The 19,242-nt window shown below is 62.3% G+C and carries 17 protein-coding genes and 1 pseudogene; 3 read left to right on the top strand and 15 right to left on the bottom strand.

The genetic code is table 11. The annotated features are described in order from the left end of the window. Positions 1 to 197 precede the first annotated feature (197 nt). From ABNQ40_RS14640 to ABNQ40_RS14700, 13 genes are all read right to left on the bottom strand, one after another. Positions 198 to 683: a nuclear transport factor 2 family protein gene (locus ABNQ40_RS14640; protein WP_109047176.1), complete on the bottom strand. Its 486-nt coding sequence runs from the start codon at positions 681 to 683 to the stop codon at positions 198 to 200. 602 nt (positions 684 to 1,285) lie between these two features. Further along, the gene (locus ABNQ40_RS14645) at positions 1,286 to 2,224 is read right to left on the bottom strand and encodes a LysR substrate-binding domain-containing protein (protein ID WP_109047177.1); all 939 of its coding nucleotides are present in this window, start codon (positions 2,222 to 2,224) and stop codon (positions 1,286 to 1,288) included. 170 nt (positions 2,225 to 2,394) lie between these two features. Next, positions 2,395 to 3,270, bottom strand: a complete 876-nt coding sequence (locus ABNQ40_RS14650) for a branched-chain amino acid ABC transporter permease (protein ID WP_109047178.1) — start codon at positions 3,268 to 3,270, stop codon at positions 2,395 to 2,397. A gap of 16 nt (positions 3,271 to 3,286) precedes the next feature. Continuing rightward, entirely contained in the window at positions 3,287 to 4,042 is a 756-nt protein-coding gene (locus ABNQ40_RS14655; protein ID WP_109047179.1) for an ABC transporter ATP-binding protein, read from the bottom strand. Beyond that, complete coding sequence (locus tag ABNQ40_RS14660) at positions 4,039 to 4,995, bottom strand: branched-chain amino acid ABC transporter permease (protein WP_158285512.1); 957 nt, start codon at positions 4,993 to 4,995, stop codon at positions 4,039 to 4,041. Before ABNQ40_RS14660 ends, ABNQ40_RS14655 begins: the two co-directional genes overlap by 4 nt. Before the next feature lie 10 nt (positions 4,996 to 5,005). Next, a complete protein-coding gene (locus ABNQ40_RS14665; protein ID WP_109047181.1) occupies positions 5,006 to 5,755 on the bottom strand; it encodes an ABC transporter ATP-binding protein in 750 nt (249 codons plus the stop codon). Next, positions 5,752 to 6,894: an ABC transporter substrate-binding protein gene (locus ABNQ40_RS14670; protein WP_109047182.1), complete on the bottom strand. Its 1,143-nt coding sequence runs from the start codon at positions 6,892 to 6,894 to the stop codon at positions 5,752 to 5,754. The genes ABNQ40_RS14665 and ABNQ40_RS14670 overlap by 4 nt, the downstream gene beginning before the upstream one ends. A 98-nt stretch (positions 6,895 to 6,992) precedes the next feature. Further along, a complete protein-coding gene (locus tag ABNQ40_RS14675; protein WP_109047183.1) occupies positions 6,993 to 8,540 on the bottom strand; it encodes a hydantoinase B/oxoprolinase family protein in 1,548 nt (515 codons plus the stop codon). 26 nt (positions 8,541 to 8,566) lie between these two features. Next, on the bottom strand, positions 8,567 to 10,645 hold the full coding sequence (locus ABNQ40_RS14680; RefSeq protein ID WP_109047184.1) for a hydantoinase/oxoprolinase family protein: 2,079 nt from the start codon (positions 10,643 to 10,645) through the stop codon (positions 8,567 to 8,569). Beyond that, positions 10,642 to 11,421, bottom strand: a complete 780-nt coding sequence (locus tag ABNQ40_RS14685; protein ID WP_146255376.1) for an IclR family transcriptional regulator — start codon at positions 11,419 to 11,421, stop codon at positions 10,642 to 10,644. Before ABNQ40_RS14685 ends, ABNQ40_RS14680 begins: the two co-directional genes overlap by 4 nt. 557 nt (positions 11,422 to 11,978) lie before the next feature. Then, positions 11,979 to 12,959, bottom strand: coding sequence for a D-2-hydroxyacid dehydrogenase (locus ABNQ40_RS14690; protein WP_109047186.1), 981 nt, complete (start codon positions 12,957 to 12,959; stop codon positions 11,979 to 11,981). Positions 12,960 to 13,097: 138 nt separating this feature from the next. After that, a complete protein-coding gene (locus ABNQ40_RS14695; protein WP_109047187.1) occupies positions 13,098 to 14,417 on the bottom strand; it encodes an MFS transporter in 1,320 nt (439 codons plus the stop codon). 32 nt (positions 14,418 to 14,449) lie between these two features. Continuing rightward, positions 14,450 to 15,235, bottom strand: a complete 786-nt coding sequence (locus ABNQ40_RS14700) for a class II aldolase/adducin family protein (RefSeq protein ID WP_109047188.1) — start codon at positions 15,233 to 15,235, stop codon at positions 14,450 to 14,452. 101 nt (positions 15,236 to 15,336) lie between these two features. Between ABNQ40_RS14700 and ABNQ40_RS14705 the strand changes: the two genes are divergently transcribed. Beyond that, positions 15,337 to 16,242 carry a LysR family transcriptional regulator gene (locus tag ABNQ40_RS14705; protein WP_158285513.1) on the top strand — a complete coding sequence of 302 codons (906 nt, stop codon included), beginning with the start codon at positions 15,337 to 15,339 and terminating at the stop codon, positions 16,240 to 16,242. 499 nt (positions 16,243 to 16,741) lie between these two features. On the opposite strand, the gene ABNQ40_RS14710 is transcribed toward ABNQ40_RS14705, so the two are convergent. Then, positions 16,742 to 17,284, bottom strand: a complete 543-nt coding sequence (locus tag ABNQ40_RS14710; protein ID WP_247879456.1) for a TetR/AcrR family transcriptional regulator — start codon at positions 17,282 to 17,284, stop codon at positions 16,742 to 16,744. 146 nt (positions 17,285 to 17,430) lie between these two features. On the opposite strand from ABNQ40_RS14710, the gene ABNQ40_RS14715 reads away from it, so the two are divergent. Continuing rightward, the gene (locus ABNQ40_RS14715; protein WP_109047191.1) at positions 17,431 to 17,790 is read left to right on the top strand and encodes a darcynin family protein; all 360 of its coding nucleotides are present in this window, start codon (positions 17,431 to 17,433) and stop codon (positions 17,788 to 17,790) included. A 224-nt stretch (positions 17,791 to 18,014) separates the two neighbouring features. On the opposite strand, the gene ABNQ40_RS14720 is transcribed toward ABNQ40_RS14715, so the two are convergent. Then, positions 18,015 to 18,772 (bottom strand): IS5 family transposase gene (locus ABNQ40_RS14720; RefSeq protein ID WP_109047192.1). Its coding sequence is split into 2 segments (ribosomal slippage): positions 18,015 to 18,439 and positions 18,439 to 18,772, totalling 759 coding nucleotides; the frame shifts between segments, so codons are not numbered across the junction. Positions 18,773 to 18,852: 80 nt separating this feature from the next. On the opposite strand from ABNQ40_RS14720, the pseudogene ABNQ40_RS14725 reads away from it, so the two are divergent. Beyond that, positions 18,853 to 19,236, top strand: a pseudogene (locus tag ABNQ40_RS14725) (transposase); the annotation flags it as partial. Positions 19,237 to 19,242 lie beyond the last annotated feature (6 nt).

Consider the following 19,242-nt stretch of genomic DNA (forward strand, 5'->3'; position numbering starts at 1 on the left):
GTGATAGCCGTCGCCGACGCGCAGCCATACCGGTGGTCGCGCCAATGCCGACACCTATGTCAATGGCCGTGCGGATGCCTTACGGTGGACTCCCAGACGTAGGCGGACCACGGTCCGGGAAACTCGATTGCGCCAGCTCGGAGATTGCTCTTCATTCCCCGGCCGTCGGCGGCGTGTCCTGGGGGTGCGGTCGGAGGTCAGGACGAGGTTTCGGACAGCGCCGAATTGATGCGCGACATCGGCAGGCCGGCAGGGTCCGTGAAGAGGGCCTCAAAGATGCGGGCCTGCACATACCACCGGCCATCGCTTCCCTTGACATAGGAGTTGGCGCTGCTGGCGATCAGGATCGCTGGCTGGGACTGTTGGGGTGGGTGCCCGTCCGCGCCGATCAGACTCATCACGCAGCGTGCACTGGCTTCACGGTCGGATGCGTGAACCAACTCGAAATTCGTGATGCTGTGGATCGTGGTGCGCCTGCCGAGCGATCGCCTGCCGTCGTAAAACCCCTTGATCCGAGCTCGGCCTTCATACCGGCTGCCGGGTGTCCCGATATCGAAGACGCCGTCCTCGGTGTAGAATTCGTGGGCGGTTTCACCCCCGTTGGTATCGACGTCGAACCAATATCGGCATTCCATTGTCCAAAACCGATGCCACGACAAGACGGAAGAAATTTCGGGCTCCATCCCATTCACTCCAGGATAATTTGGTAGATCGGCTCCGAACCCAGCGCGCACACGGTAGGGCGCTGGATCGGGACAGCGAGGGTTACTACGATGATCGCCTCGGCGCCGCGCTGGGCTGACCAACGGACCCCGCGGTGCTTGCGGCCATTACTGTCGGCGGCAGATCAGGGCGAATCCATCGGCCGACGACCTTTGCACGTTCATTTGATGGCCAGCCAACATTCAGTCCACCCGTCCTTTTTTGTAATCAAAATGCCGGGGGGCGTCTTATCGTATTTTTTGAGCGGGCATAGCCTATGGCTATACCTTGGACCGGGTATTGGACGATCTGTGAACCGAGTCTCTTGCCGGGATGTGCAGGTTGATGCCACTTCGGTCCAAAAGGCTGGCAGATGGTCGTGGCGGCGGCGCGGGGTATAGAAGCAGCCCTGTCATATGATCCGGAAGGCGCGGTGCCGTCTCGCGAATTGGGCGCCGGCAATGCGATGCTGCGACGGCGAACTTGACGGCGTGGATAACGTCCGAGCCCACCTCTAAGTGCCTTCTGCAATCGAGCCAGCTTGGCATCGACCTGCCGCCGGTCCGGATGCTTCAACAGAACTCTACAGGCCCCGCGATCCGATCTCCGCGATGTAGGATCGCAGGCAATGTATGAATGCCTGGGCGCTTGGCCCGAGAGTGCGGCCGGCTATGGTGGTTATCCCGGCTGGACGAGATGGGCTGGTGAACTGCAGCGGTACAGCCCGCAGCGTGCCACGGAGCAGGTCGCCAACCATCAGCAGGCGTGGCACGACCGAAAGCCTGTCGGATTCATGAAGCATCTCCCGGATGAATTCGAAGGATCCTGAGCGGAGGGCCACCGCGGCGTCCAGGCCCAACAAGGAAAGCCACTGTTCCGTTTCCCGCCCGAGCCGCTGGGTGACGGAAGGGATGAGCAGGTCGCAAGCGTGCAGCTGTTCGAGATCGATCCTGCCACCGCGCAGCAACGGATGGTTGGGGCGGGCAAGGAAGGAGAATGGCTCGCTCCAGAGTGCCTCCCGCACGAACCGATCCTCAGCATCCGGTTCGTACAGCCGCCCGACGACCAATTCGATTTCCCCCGTGGCAAGCAGAGGCAGCAGGTCGTCGGTCAACCCCTGTTCAAGCCGCACCTTGACCCAGGGATGCTGGCGCGCAAGCCGGGATATTACTCCGGGCAGCACACCGGCGGCGGCGACTGGCAGCACACCCAACGAAAGCACGCAGCGTTCCGATGTCATCAGCCGGGTGAGCTCGACGTCAAGCTGTCGCAGTTCTGCAAGTATCCGCCGAGCTGTGCTGGCCACCGCGGTGCCGGCCTCGGAGGGGGTGACACCCCGGCTGTGACGTTCGAAGAGTTGGACCTGCAGGATCTCCTCGGCGACATGCAGGCTCTTGGTCAGCGACGGCTGACTGATGCCGACGGCCGCCGCCGCTCCCATCAGGCTCCTGTTGGTATCGATGGCTTCAACGGCCCGCAGAAGGTTCAACCGGAGGCGCTGGTCAAGATGTCGCGTTGCCATTTCCAGATCCTCCCATCGGCGCCTGTAAGTTGGCGAAGGCAGCAACAGGCTGTGTCCGCTCTTTCACGACTGGTCCGCTGGTCTCATGGTTGGTCGCCATCACCGGAACGATGCGCGTCTTGCCGATGCCGGTCGCGCGCGGTGACGGACGACTTCGAACCTCGAACCCACTACTTGGCCGCTCCCAGAAGTCCGGACGGACGGACGAACAGGAAGAGCATCAGGATCGACAGGGCGATGACGGTCTTCAAGCCGGCTCCGAAATAGAGGATGGCGATCGCCTGGATGACACCGAGCATCAACCCGCCGAGGAAGGCACCGAAAGGCCGGCCGAAGCCACCGATGATGGCGGCGATAAAGCCGGAAATCGCGAAGGGCACGCCGACGTCGTAGGCGGTGTATTGCGTCGGCGTCAGCATGATGCCGGCGACGGCGCCCAGCCCGGCGCTGAGCGCGAATGCCAGCGCCAGCATCGAATGGACCGGGATGCCCTGGAGCGCCGCCGCCTCGCGGTTAATGGCGCAGGCCCGCATCGCCTTGCCGATGCGCGTGGTCTTGAAGAACAGCGCCAGCAGCGCCACGATGGCGAGCGATCCGGCGACGATCCACAGCGACTGTATGTTGACTGCGATGCCGCGCAACATGACGGGCGGTAGATCGGTGAAGACCGGCAGCGTCTTGGGCCGGTCGTCGACCGCCAGATAGGTCAGGCGCTCGATGACGATCTGGGCGGCGAGCGTCGCAAGGATCATCACAAACATCGGGGCGTTGCGGTTCCATAAGGGGCGCACCACCACCCGCTCGACCGCCACGCCGAGCAGAGCCACGATCAGCACCGCCAGCAGGATAGCGAGGCCGTAGGGCAGCTCGCCGCGCACCAGCAGCACATGGGTGATCATGCCGCCCAGCATGACGAAGGCGCCCTGGGCGAAATTCACGATGCCGCTGGCGTTGTAGATCACGCAGAAGCCGATCCCGATCAGGCCGTAGACACAGCCGATGCCGAGACCGCTGACCAGGCTCTGGCCGATGAGCGTTGCGTCCATGGGTCTCCTCCCTTCGTCAGCCGAGATAGGCGGCGATGACGGCCGGATCCTGGCGGATGCGGTCGGGCGCGCCCTGGGCGATCTTCCTGCCGAAATCGACGACCACGACCTCGTCCGCCGTGTTCATCACCAGATGCATGTCGTGCTCGATCAGCAGCACGGCGGTGCCGTCGCCGGCGATCCGCCGGATCAGCGTGGCCAGCCGCGCGCTCTCGTCGGAGTTCAACCCCGCCGCCGGTTCGTCAAGCATCAGCAGCTTGGGCTCGGCGGCCAGCGCGCGGGCGGCCTCCAGCAGACGCGCCTGACCGTAGCTGAGCACTGCCGCCGGCTGGTCCGCCGTGGCCGCCAGCCCGACGAGATCGAGCAGCGCGCGGGCCCGTTCCTCGATCTCCGCCTCCATGCGACGGACCCAGCGCGGGCGCAGCAGCGCCGCCAACAGGCCGCCACGGGTGCGCAGGTGGCAGCCGACCTTCACATTCTCCACGGCGCTCAGCTCGGGAAACAACTTCACGAGCTGGAAGGTTCGGATCAGGCCGCGTGCCGCTTTGGCCTCGGGCGCCTCGTCGGTGACGTCGACGCCCTCGAACAGCACGCGGCCGGAACTCGGCGGCATGGCGCCGGATATTAGATTGAACAACGTGGTCTTGCCGGCGCCATTCGGCCCGATCACAGCCGTTACGCTACGGGGCATCACCTGAAAGCTGACGGCGTTAACCGCCACCAGACCGCCAAAGTTGCGGGTGACGTCCCGAACCTCCAAGCAGGGGGTCATGGCTTCCTCCGGGTGTCAATGCCAGCGAACAGGCTGGCCAGCCCGCGCGGCGCGAAGATCAGCAGCAGGATCAGCGCCGCGCCGTAGGCGAGATCCTGGTAATCGCGCAAAGCCCGGAAGGTTTCCGGCAGCACGCTGACCAGCAGGGCGCCGATGATCGGGCCGACAACCGTGCCGATACCGCCGACATACAGCATGGTGAAGGACAGGATGACCATGTGCAGGCTGAACACCTCGGGGCTGACATAGCCGACGACATGGACAAACAGCGAACCGGAGAAGGAGGCGAAGCCGGCCGCCAGCAGGAAGGACAGCAGCTTGTAGCGCGCGACCTCAATGCCCAACGCGCGCGCCGCGTCCTCGCTGCCGGCCAGCCCGGCGAATGCCCGGCCGAGGCGGGAGCGGCGGAGGCGCGCGACGGCAAAAGCGGTCACTAGCACGCAGACAGTCAGCATGGTCAACGTCGCGCGGTCGTTCGACAGTTCGTAGCCGGCGATGGCAATGGGCGGCACGCCGGAAATCCCGAGATAACCCAGCGTGACGCTTTCCCATTGCACCGCGATCTCGTGCGCGATCAGGCCGATCGCCAGCGTCGCCATTGACAGGTAATGCCCCTTCAGGCGCAGCGTCGGGAAGCCGACCACGAAGGCCGTCGCCACCGCCACCGCCAGCCCGGTAATCATCGCCGGCAGCCACGTCCACTCGTACTGGGTTGTCAGGATGGCCGAGCCGTAGCCGCCGATCGCCGCGAAGGCGCTCTGGCCGAAGGAGACCTGTGCGGTCAGCCCCATGAAGATGTTCAAGCCCGACACGAAGACGGCGTAGATCAGGGCAAAGCTGACGACGGTTGCCGGATAGCCGCCGACCGCCAGCGCGTAGCTGACGACGGCGGCGGCGGCGATCCAGGGCGCGGCCCGGGCGAGGCAGCGCCAGGGCGAAACCCGCGCTGGCACCGGCTCCGCCTTAGGCAAAGTAGTACTGGGCGAGCTGTTCATGCGATTGGACCTCGCGGGGGTCGATGACGGCGGCAAGCCGACCGAGCGTCAGCAGATAGGCGCGATGGGCCAGCTTCAGCGCCGAGGGGGCGCGCTGTTCCACCAGCACCACGGGGAGGCCGGAGCGGTTGAGGACGTGCAGCGTTTCCAAGATCTCCTCCGTCACACGTGGAGCGAGGCCGAGCGACGGTTCGTCGAGCAGCAGGATCTTGGGATCCGCCATCAGCGCCCGGCCAATGGCCAGCATCTGCTGCTCACCGCCGGACATCGATCCGGCAACCTGCCCCAGCCGCTCCTTCAGACGGGGAAACAGCTCGTAGACGCGGGCGAAGCGGCGCTCGCGCTCCTGGGCGTCGCCGCCGAGGCGGTAAGCGCCGAGCTCCAGATTTTCCAGCACCGTCATGGGGCCAAAGATGCCACGGCCCTCCGGCACCAGCACCACCCCGTGCGACGCTACCGCCACCGGGTTGCGGCGCGGCAGGGCGCGTCCCATGAACCGGAGCTCGCCACCGGTGACGACCAGCCCCAGGATCGCGCGGAGCAGGGTCGATTTCCCGGCGCCGTTGGGGCCGAGCACCGCGACCAATTCGCCAGCTCCTACCTCGAAATCAAAGGGCGCCAACGCCTGGACTTGCCCGTAGCGGGCGCTCAAACCTCGCGCCGCCAGGATGGGCTCGGCACCGGTGGATGCCGCAGCCAAATGCGCAGCCTGCGTCATTGAACGATTCTCACCTGATTCCCGATGAAGGTCGCCAAGAAAAAGGGATTCTCGGTGATGCCCTGGTGATTGTCGGTGCTGAAGGTGTAGAGGCCGTTGACGCCGCGAAACTCGACGGTCTTCTCGATCTGGTCGCGAATCGACGGACCCTCGGCCGACTTCCCGGCCTCGATGGCGGCAACGGCCAGCATGACGCCGTCCCACCCACGCGAGGCCCAGTTGGGATCGCGGTCGCCGTATTTGGCGCGCCACGGATCGATGAACTTGCCGATTTGCGTCTTCATCGGGCTGTCGGGCAGTGCCTCGTACACCTGGGAGGGCGAGGCGACGAAGAAGAAGCGGTCCCCCAACACCTCGGCCACCGGCTTGAAGACGGCAAGGTCCTCCAGGCTGGTCATCAACAGCATGTTGGACCCAAGCTGCTTTAGGTTCTTGGCCGCGGTCAGGGTGGTGCCACCCACCCCGATCTTGATCACCGCTTCGGCCCCGACAGCCTGCATCTTATTGAGCTGGACGCTGAGGTCGGCGTCGTCCTGCCGGTAGGTCTCGATGTCGACCACCGCTAGTCCGTATTTGGCGGAGACCTTGTCGGCGACCGATTTTTGCAACAGAGCGTAGGGAGTCGGGTCGTGCAGCACGCCGACCTTGCGGATCTTGGTCTTGTCGCGCAGATATTCGAAGCGCTTCTCCACCTCGAAGCCGGGCGGCGGCAGGGTACTGAAGGCCCATTTCACCTGGCTCGCCTGCGGCGGCAGGATGGAGCAGAGGATCATCGGCTTCTCGGCCTTCGCCACCATGTTGGCGGCGGCGAAGGTGCCGGCGGACACGCAGCCGCTGATGAAGAGATCGACGTTATCGGACGAGATCATCTTGCGGTAGGTGGTGACGGCCTCCTGAGGTTCGGAGCGATTGTCCTCGACAGTCACCTCGATGGTCCGACCCGCCACCCCGCCATTCGCATTCAGCGCGTCGACAGCCAGTTGCACGCCATCGCGCCACGCCCGGTCGATCGTTGCGATATAGCCGGTCAGGCCCGCCGAGATGCCGATCTTCAGAACCTCCGCGGCATGGACTGGCCGCGCGCCGGGCAGCATGGCGGCAGCAACCGCCATCAGGACGACGTTCCGCTTCAAGGACATGACTATCCCTCCCCTTTTTAATTTGTCTGGATTCGTTCGCGTTCTGCTTCGTCTGCCGGTGGTCCCGCAGTGCCGGCCGGCACTGCGGGGGTCCGCCGTCACACCGGGGTGCCGTACCCGCCGCCGCCGGGGGTCTCCAGCACGACCTTGTCACCCGGCTTCATGCTGAGCTTGCGGGCAGGGCTGACGTATTCGCCGTTGACGAGGAAGCGTCCAGACTGCCCGGATTCACCGCCTCCCAAGCCTTCCGGCCCCATGTCGACGCGGCTTGGCACGGCGTTGAGCAGCCAGGGATCGCTGGTGTTCATGTGAAAGGCGATGATCTGGCCGTCGCCGCCCGGCATGCGCCCCGCCCCGCCCGAACCACGCCGCAGCTCCTTGCGATCGAAGACGATGGGCATGGCGGCTTCCAGAATCTCCACCGGCACGGCGGCAACCCCGGTAGGGTAGCAGGTGGCGCTGGGGCCGGGCTTTTCTGCGCGGGCGCCCATGCCGCCGGAATAGTTGAACATCGACGAGGTGAAGGGTTTGCCGTCGGCCTTGCGTCCCTCGATCTGGACAGTCCACACCGCCCCTGATCCCTCAGCAAGCACCTTTTCGGGAAACACCTGATAGAGCGCCTTCAGGATCGGCATGGCCACATACATGCCGACGACGTGGCGGGCGTTGACCGGAGCCGGGTAGGCGCAATTGACGATGGAGCCGACCGGCGCCCGCACCTCGATGGGAGCGAGGCTGCCGGTGTTGTTGGGCAGGTCGTGGTTGAGGCAGCTCCGAACGGCGAAGGTCGCATAGGCGTGGGTGTAGTTCAGCACCACGTTGATGCCGCTCGAGGTCTGCATGGAGCTGCCGTCGAAGTCCGCGACCATGGTGCCGGTCTCGGCGTCGATGGTCAGCGCGACCTTCAGCGTGATTGTCTCGCCGCCCGGGGCATCGAAAACCGTCTTCCCGTGATAGGTCCCAGGGCGCAGCTTGCGGATCGCGTTGCGGGTGGACTCCTCCGAACGGTTGATGATCTCGTCGGACAGCCCCTCGAGATCCTCCAGCCCGTGGCGCTCGCACAGCGCGATCAGATGCTCGGCCGCCGCTTGTCCGCTCGAAACCTGGGCGGCGAGGTCGCCGAATACTGCGTCCGGCGTGCGGACGTTCCGACCGATGATGGCGTGCAGGACCGGGTTCGGTACGCCGCGTTCATAGAGCTTCAGCGGCGGGATCCACAGTCCTTCCTCGTGGACGTCGCGGGCACCGGCACCGACGCCGTAGCCGCCGATGTCGGTGTGGTGGATGGTGGACCCGAGGTAGGCAATCAGGATGTCGCCCTTGAAGATCGGCGTCAGGGTGGTGATGTCGAAGAAGTGGCCGGCGGACAGCCAGGGGTCGTTGGTGATCAGCACGTCGCCCGGCTCGCAGCGCCCGGCGAACTCCTTGACCAGATGGGCCCCGGCGAAGGCCAGCGAGTTGATGTGGCCGGGCGTTCCGGTGTTGGCCTGAGCAACCATGCGGCCGCGCTGGTCGAACAGTGCGTAGGCGAGGTCGCCTGCCTCGCGGACGATCGGGCTGAAGGCGATGCGCTGGAGCGCCTTGGCGCGCTCCGTCACCACGCCGATCAGGTTGGACCAAAGGATTTCGAGTTCGATGCCGTCCATGTTCCGGTTCCTGTCGATGATGGATGTCAGGCGTGCGCGGCGGGCGCGCTGGTGGCGACGATGCAGCCCATGGGGTCGATGGTCGCGACCCAGCCGGGGGGAATAGCGGTCGTCGTCTCGCGCTCCTCGATGATGGCGGGGCCGGCGACGATCTGCCCCACCGCCAGAACGTTCCGGTCATAGACCGGGACGTTCTGGCCGTCCTGCCAGGCATGTACCGGGCGCGTCCCCTTGGCCTTGCCCTGCTCCGTCGACGGCTTGCCGGCAGCTTGGAAGCCGATCGAAGGCCCCTGTACGGTGATGCGCCAGGTGACGATCTCGGCCGGGACATGCGACGGGTTCATGCCGTAGAGCACGCGGTAGGTCTCGGCGAACTGCGCCACGAGAGCGTCGATGTCGTGGGCCACGCGCGGGTCCTGGTCGAACATGACCGTGACCTCGTTCTGCTGGCCGGTGTAGCGCATGTCGGCGCCGACCACGACGCGGACGTCGGATGGCGCGCAGCCGGCCTCGGTGAGCGCGTTGCGCCCTTCTGTTTCCAGATCGGCGAGGATGCGCTCGACCCGATCCCAATCGACCTGGTCAAGGCGCATCAGGGCGCTGCGCACGAGGTCGAGGCGGACCGGCGTCACCAGCGTGCCGAAGGCCGATAGGACGCTCGACTGCGGCGGCACGATGACCGACGAGCTTTGCAGCAGCTCCGCGACGCCGCAGGCGTGCAGCGGGCCGGCGCCGCCGAAGGCGAACAGCGGCAGGCCGCGATAATCGACGCCGCGGTCGGTGGCATGCGAGCGGGCAGCCGACGCCATCGCCTCGGTCACCACCCGGTAAATGCCGCGCGCCGCCTGGACCGGCGTGCCGCCGAGATCGCCCGCCAGATCGGCGAAGGCGGCTTCGGTGGCGGCGCGGTCCAGCTTCATCTCGCCGCCGAGGAAATTGTCGGCATCGATCAGCCCCAGCATAAGATCGGCGTCTGTAACAGTCGCCTTGCGGCCGCCCCGGCCGTAGCAAGCCGGGCCGGGGTTGGAGCCGGCGCTTTCCGGCCCGACCTTCAACAGGCCCAGCCCGTCGACATGGGCAATGCTGCCGCCACCCGCCCCGATCTCGATCAGGTCGATCGAGGGCACCGTCACCGGCAGGCCGCTGCCTTCCTTGAAGCGGTAGCGGCGGTCGACCTCGAACAGGCCGGTGACCAGCGGCGTGCGGTTCTCGATCAGGCAGGCCTTGGCCGTGGTGCCACCCATGTCGAAGGACATCAGCCGGTCGATCCCCAGGATCTCGGCATAGTGGCAGGCGGCGAGCGCGCCTGCGGCAGGACCGCTCTCGATCATCCGCACCGGGTTGCGCCCGGCGGTCTCGGCACCGACCACGCCGCCGGAGCTGAGCATGATCAGCGGCGTGTTGCCGAAGCCCTCGCGGCGCAGACGATCGCTGAGCCCCCGCAGATAGGGCTGCGAGATCGGCATGGTGTAGGCGTTCACCGTCGCAGTCGAAGCGCGCGGGTATTCGCGTATCTGCGGCGCCACGTCCGAGGAGGTGCAGATGAACACCCCCTCCAACCGCCGCGCCAGTTCCGCCGCGACGGCGGCCTCGTTGGCGGGGTTGGCGAAGCTGTTGATGAAGCAGACCGCGACCGCCTTAGCCCCGCTGCCGCGGATGCGGTCGGCCAGGGCAGCGATGTCGTCTGCCGCCGGCTCCTCGAGCACTGTGCCGTCGGCCAGCGTCCGTTCGCGCAGGCCGAAGGTCAGATTGTCGGGCACCAGTGGTTCGGGAAACTCGATCTGCGGGTCGAACATGTCGTAGCGGTGCTCGTTGCGGATGGCGAGCACGTCCCGGAAGCCTTCGGTGACCACAAGGGCGGTCGGCGGTCCCTTACGCTCGATCAGCGCGTTGGTAACTACGGTGGTCGCATGAACGACGACCCCGTCGACGTCGCTCGCGGCGATGCCGGCCTTCCTCAGGACCGCGTGCACGCCGCCGAAGAAGCCGGATAGCAGGTCCTCATGGGTGGTCAAGGTCTTGTCGACGGTCAGGCGGCCGTCGGAATGGCACAGCACGATGTCGGTGAAGGTACCACCGATATCGACGGCGAGGGAGTAGCTCATCGGTTCGATCTCCGGCCGAGACCACGGGAGATGGCCCGCCCAGCGGCAAGCACCTTCTCCAGTTGCACGGCGTCAGGGGGTGATGGAATGAATTGGGTGGCGCCGACGATCGCGATGGATCCGGCGATTTGGTTGCGGTGGTCGAAGACAGGGACAGCCAGAGCGTTGATGGCGGTGATCATCTCGTTGGCGGCGACGGCCCAGCCACGCCGGCGGACCAGCGCCACCTCCTCATTCAGGCTGTCGACGTCGGCGATGGTGTTCAGTGCCCACTGGCGCCGCGGCTGCGCCAGGGTCTTTTGCAGCAGAGCCTGCGGCCCGAAGGCCAGCCAGACCTTACCGTGGGCGCTGGCGTGGAGGTCGAGGCGCGTTCCGGTCCGCGTTCCGAACTCGATCACCGTGCGCCCCTGAATCAGGTCGAGGACGATCAGCTCGCCATCGACCATCCGGCAGATGGTCACGGCTTGGCCGGTGGCGTCCCGCAGCCGCATTAGCTCCTCGCGGGCGACGGACACGACTTCGAACCGTGCCCGTACCGACTCGCCCAGGACCAGCAGCTTGACCCCGACGTCGTAGCGCCCGGTGTCGGGATCCTGGCTGACGAGCCCGTGCCGCTGTAGCGTCACGAGATGGCGGTAGATCGTGGCCTTGGATGCCGACAGCGCGTTGGCGATGTGGGCCAGCGGCATGGGTTGGCTTTCGTTGGCCAGGAAGTCGAGTACACAAAGCGCGAGGTCCAGCGTGCTGGTTCCTGTAGATTTTCGATTGTGAGGCACCCCACATCTCTCCAGCAGGGTTTCAAATGATGAAATCTGTCATCATAATTGATGGATGGCAGGCGGAGCAGTCGCCATGACCGCAAACGCAGATTTCATCGCCGGATGTAGCGGCGACTCCATTTCACATAATGAAGTGCCGTTTCATTGTGTTAGTATGATCACAGCATTGCTTTATCATGTCAATTATTTATTTAGGATCGGCCATTATTTTTAAATGAGTTCTTACAGTGACGTGTACAAGAGACAGAAGGATGCAGTTCTTTTTTTTCGGATACAACCGAGGATCATCTCCAAACGTCGGCAACGCGGGACGATCATCCCACGCCGTGATGTAATGAGGCACCCATCCGGGGAGCCGGACATCAAGGGGACAGCGACTAGGCAGATCGGGTCGCGGATGATGCAGGGACGAAGCATCCCGCCGACGGATAGCCGGCCGACGGATAGCCGGTTGTCACCGGCTCGTGGGGTGCGTTTTAATCGGTGTCATTGCCAAATCGTCGAAAGAGTCGCCTCTTCCTGACGCGGAGATCCGCGATACGGTCAGCGCCGTCTCAATATCCCCTCTCGATTACGTACCTATTCGACATGGCTTCGCCGCTGGCCCAACGACGGACATTGCTGAACAGGATATCCAATGTTCTCGGCATCAAGGTGTTCGGATCGTGAGCAGAGATGTGCGGAGTGACCAGGACGCCCGGCGCATCCCAGAGACGATGCGCCGCCGGCAGAGGTTCTGTTGTGAAGACATCCAACACCGCCCCCCCCAGACGACCGCATTCGAGCGCGTCGCACAACGCATCCTCATCCAAAACCGAACCCCGCCCGATGTTGATCACGCCGGCGTGGGATGGAAGCAATGCCAATCGTTCGCGGCTGATTAGGTTGGCCGTGGAAGGCGTCAGCGGGCACGCGATCAGCAGAAAATCGGTTTGCGGCAGAACGCGGTCGATCGATGCAAAAGACACGACCTGCTCGCAATCCACATGCGGTCGGTCGCTCGTACGGACCCCTGTCACCTTCATGCCGAAGGTGGTTGCCCAGCGTGCCGCCGCCCCACCCAGGCTGCCAAGGCCCACGATCGTCAGCCGCCCGCCTCGCAGCGGGGTCCCCAACTCCCGTTTCCAGATACGATCACGCTGCGATCTGACCGTACCGGCCATATGATTGGCCAGCATGAGTAGCGCCATAACGACATACTCTCCCACTTTTTCGGTTTGAGCTCCGCTGTTGTTCAGCAGTGCGACACCGGTGGGCAGCCACTCGTAAGGAGCAAGGGCTTCGAGGCCTGCGCTAGGGCACATGATGGCCTTGAGATGTGGGGCCGGGTGAGGAAGAAGCTCGCGAACGATCGGAACGGGGATCAGCAGGAACCCAGCTGTTTCCATCGCGGTGCGGAACCCCGCCTTATCATGCGCAAGAGTCACCACGGTGTCGCTTGCGAGACCCGATCTGGCCCGGGCATCGGCGATCATAGAGTCAGAGACCTCGAAATTCCCGCCGGTTTCCTGCTCATTCTGTATGTGAACATGCATGCGATTATTCCCACATCAATTCTGCCGAAAGGAGATCGCCGAACCCGATGTTTGGCTGCCACTGCTCACGCAATGCCCGAGAGCGCGGAATAAGGTTGAAAACGCTTCGGGTGGAGCGGCCGACGCAAGGCTCTGCGATCACGCATTCACTTTGCTGGGTGGAAAGCTCAGCACCACGGCGCTGCCCCCGACAAGGATCGCGGCAATGACATAGAGCGCCAAGTCCGAGCTGGAAATCGCTTCGAGCTTCATCCCCCGCAGCAAGCCGACCACATAGGGCATCACGAAGCCGGCCAACGCCAGCGCAGAGGTGATGAAGGCTGTGCCTCCGGCCAGAGCCTTGGCGCTCAACAACGAGAAGGAGAGTGGCCAGATCATGGGAGCTGCGGCCGTCACGCCCGCCATGGATATCGTCAAGCCGATGACCACCAGGATGGGGTTACCACCGGCCTTGGCCGCAAGGATAAGTCCAAGGGCGGCAATGCAAAGCGGCACCGCGAGATGGTACCGACGTTCCCCCATCCTGTCAGCTGACCATCCTACCGCAAGCATCAACACAAAGGCGAAAAGGTACGGTATCGCGGAGACGAAGCCGATCATGGTGTTCGATTGAAAGCCCGCTTCCCTCAAGAGTGTCGGCATCCAGAACGCAACTCCCAGGAATCCGGCGCCGATTGCAAAATTGACATAACTCAGCAACCAGATGGTAGGTCTACGCAGAGAGTCGATAAAGCTGACTTCCTCTTTCGGTCTCGGGTCGGCATTGATCTGTTCCTTCAAGGCCGACTTCTCGTCAGCCGACAGCCATGATGCCTCGTCCGGTCCATTTTGAAGGATGGAGAGGCATAGAATGCCGAGCACCACCGCGGGCGATCCCTCGATCAAAAACATCCATTGCCAACCGGACAGGTTTGCCCAACCGTGGAAGTAATCTAGAATCAGGCCTGACAGCGGCCCTCCGATGAGCCCCACCACAGGAAACGCGGTGAAGAAGACCGCGAACACGCGACCGCGTCGACTGTTTGGGTACCATTTTGTAAACAGGAAGAATACGCCAGGAGCAAATCCCGCTTCGGCGACTCCCAAGAGAAACCTCAAGATGTAAAAGCTAGCCGGAGTCGTTACCGCTGCCATAAGGCAATTTATGATTCCCCATGTTATCATTATTCTGGCAATCCAGATTCGGGCGCCAATCTTTTCCAGTATCATATTGCTGGGGACTTCAAAAAGAAGATACCCCGCGAAAAAGATTCCTGCTCCCAAGCCGTATACGGCGTCGCTCAATGCAAGTTCTTGGCTCATTTGAAGCTTGGCGAAGGCTACATTGATACGATCCAGATAAGCCACGCAATAACAGACGAAGAGAAACGGAAGTATCTTCCAGGTTATTTTGCGGAACAGCGCAGAGCCATCATCCAATTGACGGGATGTTGGCAAGGTATCTGTTATTTGTGTCATTGTCTCATCCTCCCATTGTGATGGCTTCTTATTTAAACGCCATACATTTCACCCCGTCGATCCAGTTGCCTCCGGAGCGCTTGCCAATCCCTGTCGCCAATGAAACCCTGGATCTTCTCGTACTGCCTCGCCGTCCTCTCGCAAACGTCAGCGGGTGGATGGATTATCTCCGCACCGCCGGACAGTGCAGAAATTTGGATTTGGCAAGACATTTCCAGGTAATACATCAGCTCGAACGCATCGCGGACCGTGTTGCCGCACGTGAGCAGTCCGTGATTTTGCAGTATCAGGGCGTTCCTGGTTCCGAGGTCGGCAACCAACGTCTGGCGCTCGGCGTCATCGATCGCCAGTCCTTCAAAAGCGTGGTAGGCGATTCGGTTGTAGAACCTGACCGCATGTTGTGAGATTGGAAGTAAGCCATGCTTTTGTGCGGACACGGCAACACCAGCGCGCGTGTGGGTGTGAAATATGCACGCCGCGTCCGGACGAGCCTTATGGATGGCTGAATGAATGACAAAGCCGGCCGGGCTTATGTCCGACGCTTCTTCGTCCAATGCATTGCCGTCGATATCGATCTTGACAAGGTTGGATGCCGTAATTTCCTCGTAATGCAGCCCGAAGGCATTGATGAGAAACTGGTTTTCAGTGCCGGGTATGCACAGCGAGATATGATTGTAAATTAAGTCGGTTATACCGTAATGAGCGCACAGCCGGTAGCATGCGGCAAGATCAACGCGGGCCTCCCATTCGGCGGCACTGACGTTTTCACGCAGAGATGACTTGCGCTTCGCAAGAATGTTTCCCGTATGACTTACCATAGCCGGGCCTTCCTTCCATGGATGTCTTGGCATCTGATATAGTAAGCTAACAATCAGCTTGGCCGATAATGCCGATTGGTGCCCATCCATTACGAGAGGTTATGACCTTGGATTCGAAGCAGTTGATGAAATTCCTGGCGGTGGTCGATCACGGCTCGTTGGGACGCGCCGCTCATGCGCTCAACATCACGCAACCTGCACTCACGAGATCGATCAAGGAGATGGAAGCGTATCTTGGCGTCCAGCTGTTCCTGCGGCAGTCAACCGGCATGAGCCTGACTAAATATGGCGAAATGCTGGAGCGCCAAGCCAGGATTGTGCAGACCCAATTGGACCATGCGCTTGATAATATTCGGGCACTGAAAAGCCTTGAACAGACCATAGTCAGGGTTGGAGTCGTATCCAGCGCATCGGTCGAATTGCTTCCTGTTGCTCTCTCACGAATGACTTCGAACTACAAAAACATTTCATTCTCGGTGATCGAGTCTCTGGAAGATGATTTGACTGCGCGGCTCGTGAATGGTGATGTCGATATGGCCGTCGCGTTTCGGCTGCCCGAGGGTGAGGACATCGAGCGCGTCGCCACCGGCTTCAAGCATCTTGGTGGAACGATCGTTGCCTCAAGCGATCACCCGTCCAGGGCTTTTCCATCGGTCAGCTTGAGGGAGGTTCGGGAGGAAGCATGGGTCCTACCACCCTGCGGCACACGCGTGAGACAGGAGGTCGCTGATTTCTTCCTGTCAAACGGTTTAGAGCCACCGGTGCCCAGGGTCGAGACACGCTCCAACCTCCTTATGCAGACCCTGGTGCTGCACAGCAAGTTCATAATGTGGTTCCCGCAGATACTTCTGGTCTCCAAGGACATCTCAATCTCCCCGCTGGTTATCAGGGAAGATTGCAGCCCACAATATCGGACCTTTTCAATCTATCGGCGAAAGGGAAGGATGCTTTCCAGCGCGGCCACAGGTCTTCTTTACGAACTGAAGGCCGAGCTCAACAAGCGATAGGCCTTGGGTCAACACTTAATCGGAGATTTGGTTTTACTTAAGAGAATGGATTTCACGGTATAAGGATGCCTTGGAGTGCGGTGTGCGATGAATCGTCCGGCTTAACGAAGACGCTTGGGTGGTTATTGAGTTGCACGATCCACTGAACCAACTTGGCCCGGCGGGTGGACGACTGCCGGATCAACAATGGCATCATCCAGGCGCTGAAATGCGGCGGCTGTTGGAAGGTTGTCCACCTACGACGGACCACAACCGCCAAACCGGCCGGCGTCCCGGGATCATTAGCGTAAAAGTCCTGTAGGCTCGGGTGGAAGGGCAATGGATTGCGACAGGCGAGGCCATGGATGGCAGCTATGTGAAGGCGCACTGGTGCGCCCACGGTGGAAAACTGAGATTAAATCAGGCGATCGGGCTTTTCCAAAGCGGCCAAACCTGTTCTTCAGCGCGCCGCAAGACGTCCCGGCCGGCAATGGCGCACGAACACACCGCTCCACGCCGGTCATGAGATCCCGACATAACCGAAAGTCGCGCGCTTGACCCGAGTCATGAGCGCTTCGCAGTCCTCCTCCCCGCGCATCCCTGCCCCATCGATCATCGCCTTTATGATCGCGATGAGATCTTGGGCAGCCAGCGTGGGATCAGGCTGGGGCGGCATATCGCGGCGACCAAGTATCTGCCGAGCGACGCTGGTAACCTGATGACCCACCATCTGTGTTGCCGAATCGAGGGGAAGGCGGGATTCCTCGAAATCCAGCAGACGTGCGAGCCGCGGACGCCGGAACTGATGGCCAATGCATGCGGTGATCAAAGCCACCAAGGCATCCTTTCCGGTCGGATGAGCCAGGGCAGCCTCCGCCTCCTGCAGGAGAAGCGAGGTCTCGCGAACGAGCAGCGCACCGATGATTGCGTCCTTGCCTGGAAAGTACTGATAAAGGGATCCCACGCTGACGCCCGCGCGCTTGGCGACCGCGTTCGTGGAGAAGCCGCCATGCCCTTCCTGTTCCAGAATGCGAGCGGCTGCCTCAATGATAGCACTCACCATCTCATACGAGCGCGCCTGTTTCGGGCTTTTCCTGGGGCTTGGCCGATCATAGTTCGAGTTTGACATCGCTTTGGAACGCGAGTTGCAAAAAGTGAGTGATGACTCGTATTATATCCAAGTCACAACATGATGCAAGGATCCAGGCAATGACACAGCAGTCATCATTCGAACCGATGTTCACGGCTTTTTTTCTCGTCAAAACGTCTCCCGAGTGGCTGAGCTTTTCCTTTGATGAGCGACTGAAGCATGCCCGGAACACGTTCCAACCCATTCTTGAGCAATTTACAGGCCGTGTTCGGCTGAACTGGTATGACACAGAATTCTACACCGCCACGATTACGGATATCTGGATGCTAGAGGCCCAGGATCATCATAGCTATCAGCTCTTTTGCGAAAAGCTCCGCGAAACTCCCTTCTGGGATCGCTATTTCCTAATCAAGGAGATTTTCGTCGGCGAGCGTAATGCCTGGGCGAAAAATTATGCCGTGGAAGCTTTGGCTTCTTGAGCGGTTTTGTCAGCCGTCGCGCCAACTTGTTCGAAGGCGCGGGGCTGACCTAGCAGGGTGCGGAAAAAGGCTATGCCCGTCCTGCCGTTCGTGATTCTCTCCGGTCGAAGAGAATGCGGCCGGCGAGGGGACGATGCGGGGATCGGACGACCACAGCGAGGGTCTGTTCAGCTATGTGAGCTGTGAGGCCCGTGTTCCGGCGAGCCATCCTCTAGGGTCCGGACTCATAACCAGTAGGCCACGATTGCCACGATGTGGACGGCGGCCATGAAGTTGGTGGCGGAGCGGTCATAGCGGGTTGCGATGCGCCGGAAATCCTTGAGGCGTCCGAACATGCGCTCGATGACGTTACGGTTCCGGTAGAGGTAGGGAGAGAAGCAGTTTTTCCAGCGCTTGTTGGCGCGTGGCGGGATGTTGGGCGCGGCCCCGGCCACCTCGATCTTCCGGCGGATGGCGGCACTGTCGTAGCCCTTGTCGCCGTGCAGGAGATCGGTGGTGGGCATCTGGTCGAGCAAGCAGTCGGCGGCGGTGCAATCGGCAACCTGACCACCGGTCAGCAGGAAGGCGAGCGGCCGACCGCGCGGATCGCTCAGGGCGTGGATTTTGGTGGTTCGTCCGCCGCGGGACCGTCCGATGGCCTGGGCGCGCTCCCCCCTTTGCCGCCACTCGCCGAACGATGGGCGCGCACCGCCGTGGAGTCGATCATCACCTGGGCCGGTGGCCCACCCGCTGCGGCCAAGGCGTGGAAGATGCCTTCCCATACGCCCTTGGCCGCCCAGCGGACAAAGCGATTGTAGAGAGTCTTGCGGGGGCCATAAACCGGCGGAGCATCCGCCCAGCGTCCGCCCGACTTCAGAACATGGACGATGCCGCTGATCACACGTCGGTCATCCACGCGCGGCTTGCCTCGGGTGTCGCACGGAAGGTGCGGCTCAAGCCGTCCAAACTGCTCCACCGTCAACCAGAACTGACCGTCGCTCATCACAAAGCCCCTTTCCAGGGCTTTGAATCACAACGATCCCCTTCGGGAAAGGCTCTTTATAGGTCCAGACCCTACGACCGATCCGGGCCATCGTTGATGAAGCGCTGGAGGTGATGTCGCCGGCCTTCGAGGGGCTGTACTCCAAGATCGGGCGCCCCTCGATCCCGCCGGAGAAGCTGCTGCGGGCGCTGCTGCTCCAGGCCTTCTACTCGGTGCGCTCGGAACGCCAGTTGATGGAACAGCTCGACTACAACCTGCTGTTCCGCTGGTTCGTCGGCTTGTCGATGGACGCCCCGATGTGGGACGTTACCGTGTTCACCAAGAACCGCGAGCGCCTGCTGGCCGGCGATGTGGCGGCCACGTTCCTGGCCACCGTGCTGGGCCAGCCGAAGGTCAAGGCGCTGTTGTCGGATGAGCACTTCTCGGTGGACGGCACGCTGATCGAAGCCTGGGCCTCGGTGCAAGGGGGA

The organism is Azospirillum sp. A23, from assembly GCF_042938965.1.
Classification (GTDB): domain Bacteria; phylum Pseudomonadota; class Alphaproteobacteria; order Azospirillales; family Azospirillaceae; genus Azospirillum; species Azospirillum melinis.

Coding starts and splice junctions, on each gene's coding strand:
- ABNQ40_RS14665 (WP_109047181.1), bottom strand. CDS start 5,755: ATGACGCAGGCTGCGCATTTGGCTGCGGCATCCACCGGTGCCGAGCCC.
- ABNQ40_RS14690 (WP_109047186.1), bottom strand. CDS start 12,959: ATGCATGTTCACATACAGAATGAGCAGGAAACCGGCGGGAATTTCGAG.
- ABNQ40_RS14640 (WP_109047176.1), bottom strand. CDS start 683: ATGGAGCCCGAAATTTCTTCCGTCTTGTCGTGGCATCGGTTTTGGACA.
- ABNQ40_RS14650 (WP_109047178.1), bottom strand. CDS start 3,270: ATGGACGCAACGCTCATCGGCCAGAGCCTGGTCAGCGGTCTCGGCATC.
- ABNQ40_RS14715 (WP_109047191.1), top strand. CDS start 17,431: ATGACACAGCAGTCATCATTCGAACCGATGTTCACGGCTTTTTTTCTC.
- ABNQ40_RS14705 (WP_158285513.1), top strand. CDS start 15,337: ATGACCTTGGATTCGAAGCAGTTGATGAAATTCCTGGCGGTGGTCGAT.
- ABNQ40_RS14680 (WP_109047184.1), bottom strand. CDS start 10,645: ATGAGCTACTCCCTCGCCGTCGATATCGGTGGTACCTTCACCGACATC.
- ABNQ40_RS14695 (WP_109047187.1), bottom strand. CDS start 14,417: ATGACACAAATAACAGATACCTTGCCAACATCCCGTCAATTGGATGAT.
- ABNQ40_RS14645 (WP_109047177.1), bottom strand. CDS start 2,224: ATGGCAACGCGACATCTTGACCAGCGCCTCCGGTTGAACCTTCTGCGG.
- ABNQ40_RS14710 (WP_247879456.1), bottom strand. CDS start 17,284: ATGGTGAGTGCTATCATTGAGGCAGCCGCTCGCATTCTGGAACAGGAA.
- ABNQ40_RS14700 (WP_109047188.1), bottom strand. CDS start 15,235: ATGGTAAGTCATACGGGAAACATTCTTGCGAAGCGCAAGTCATCTCTG.
- ABNQ40_RS14675 (WP_109047183.1), bottom strand. CDS start 8,540: ATGGACGGCATCGAACTCGAAATCCTTTGGTCCAACCTGATCGGCGTG.
- ABNQ40_RS14670 (WP_109047182.1), bottom strand. CDS start 6,894: ATGTCCTTGAAGCGGAACGTCGTCCTGATGGCGGTTGCTGCCGCCATG.
- ABNQ40_RS14655 (WP_109047179.1), bottom strand. CDS start 4,042: ATGACCCCCTGCTTGGAGGTTCGGGACGTCACCCGCAACTTTGGCGGT.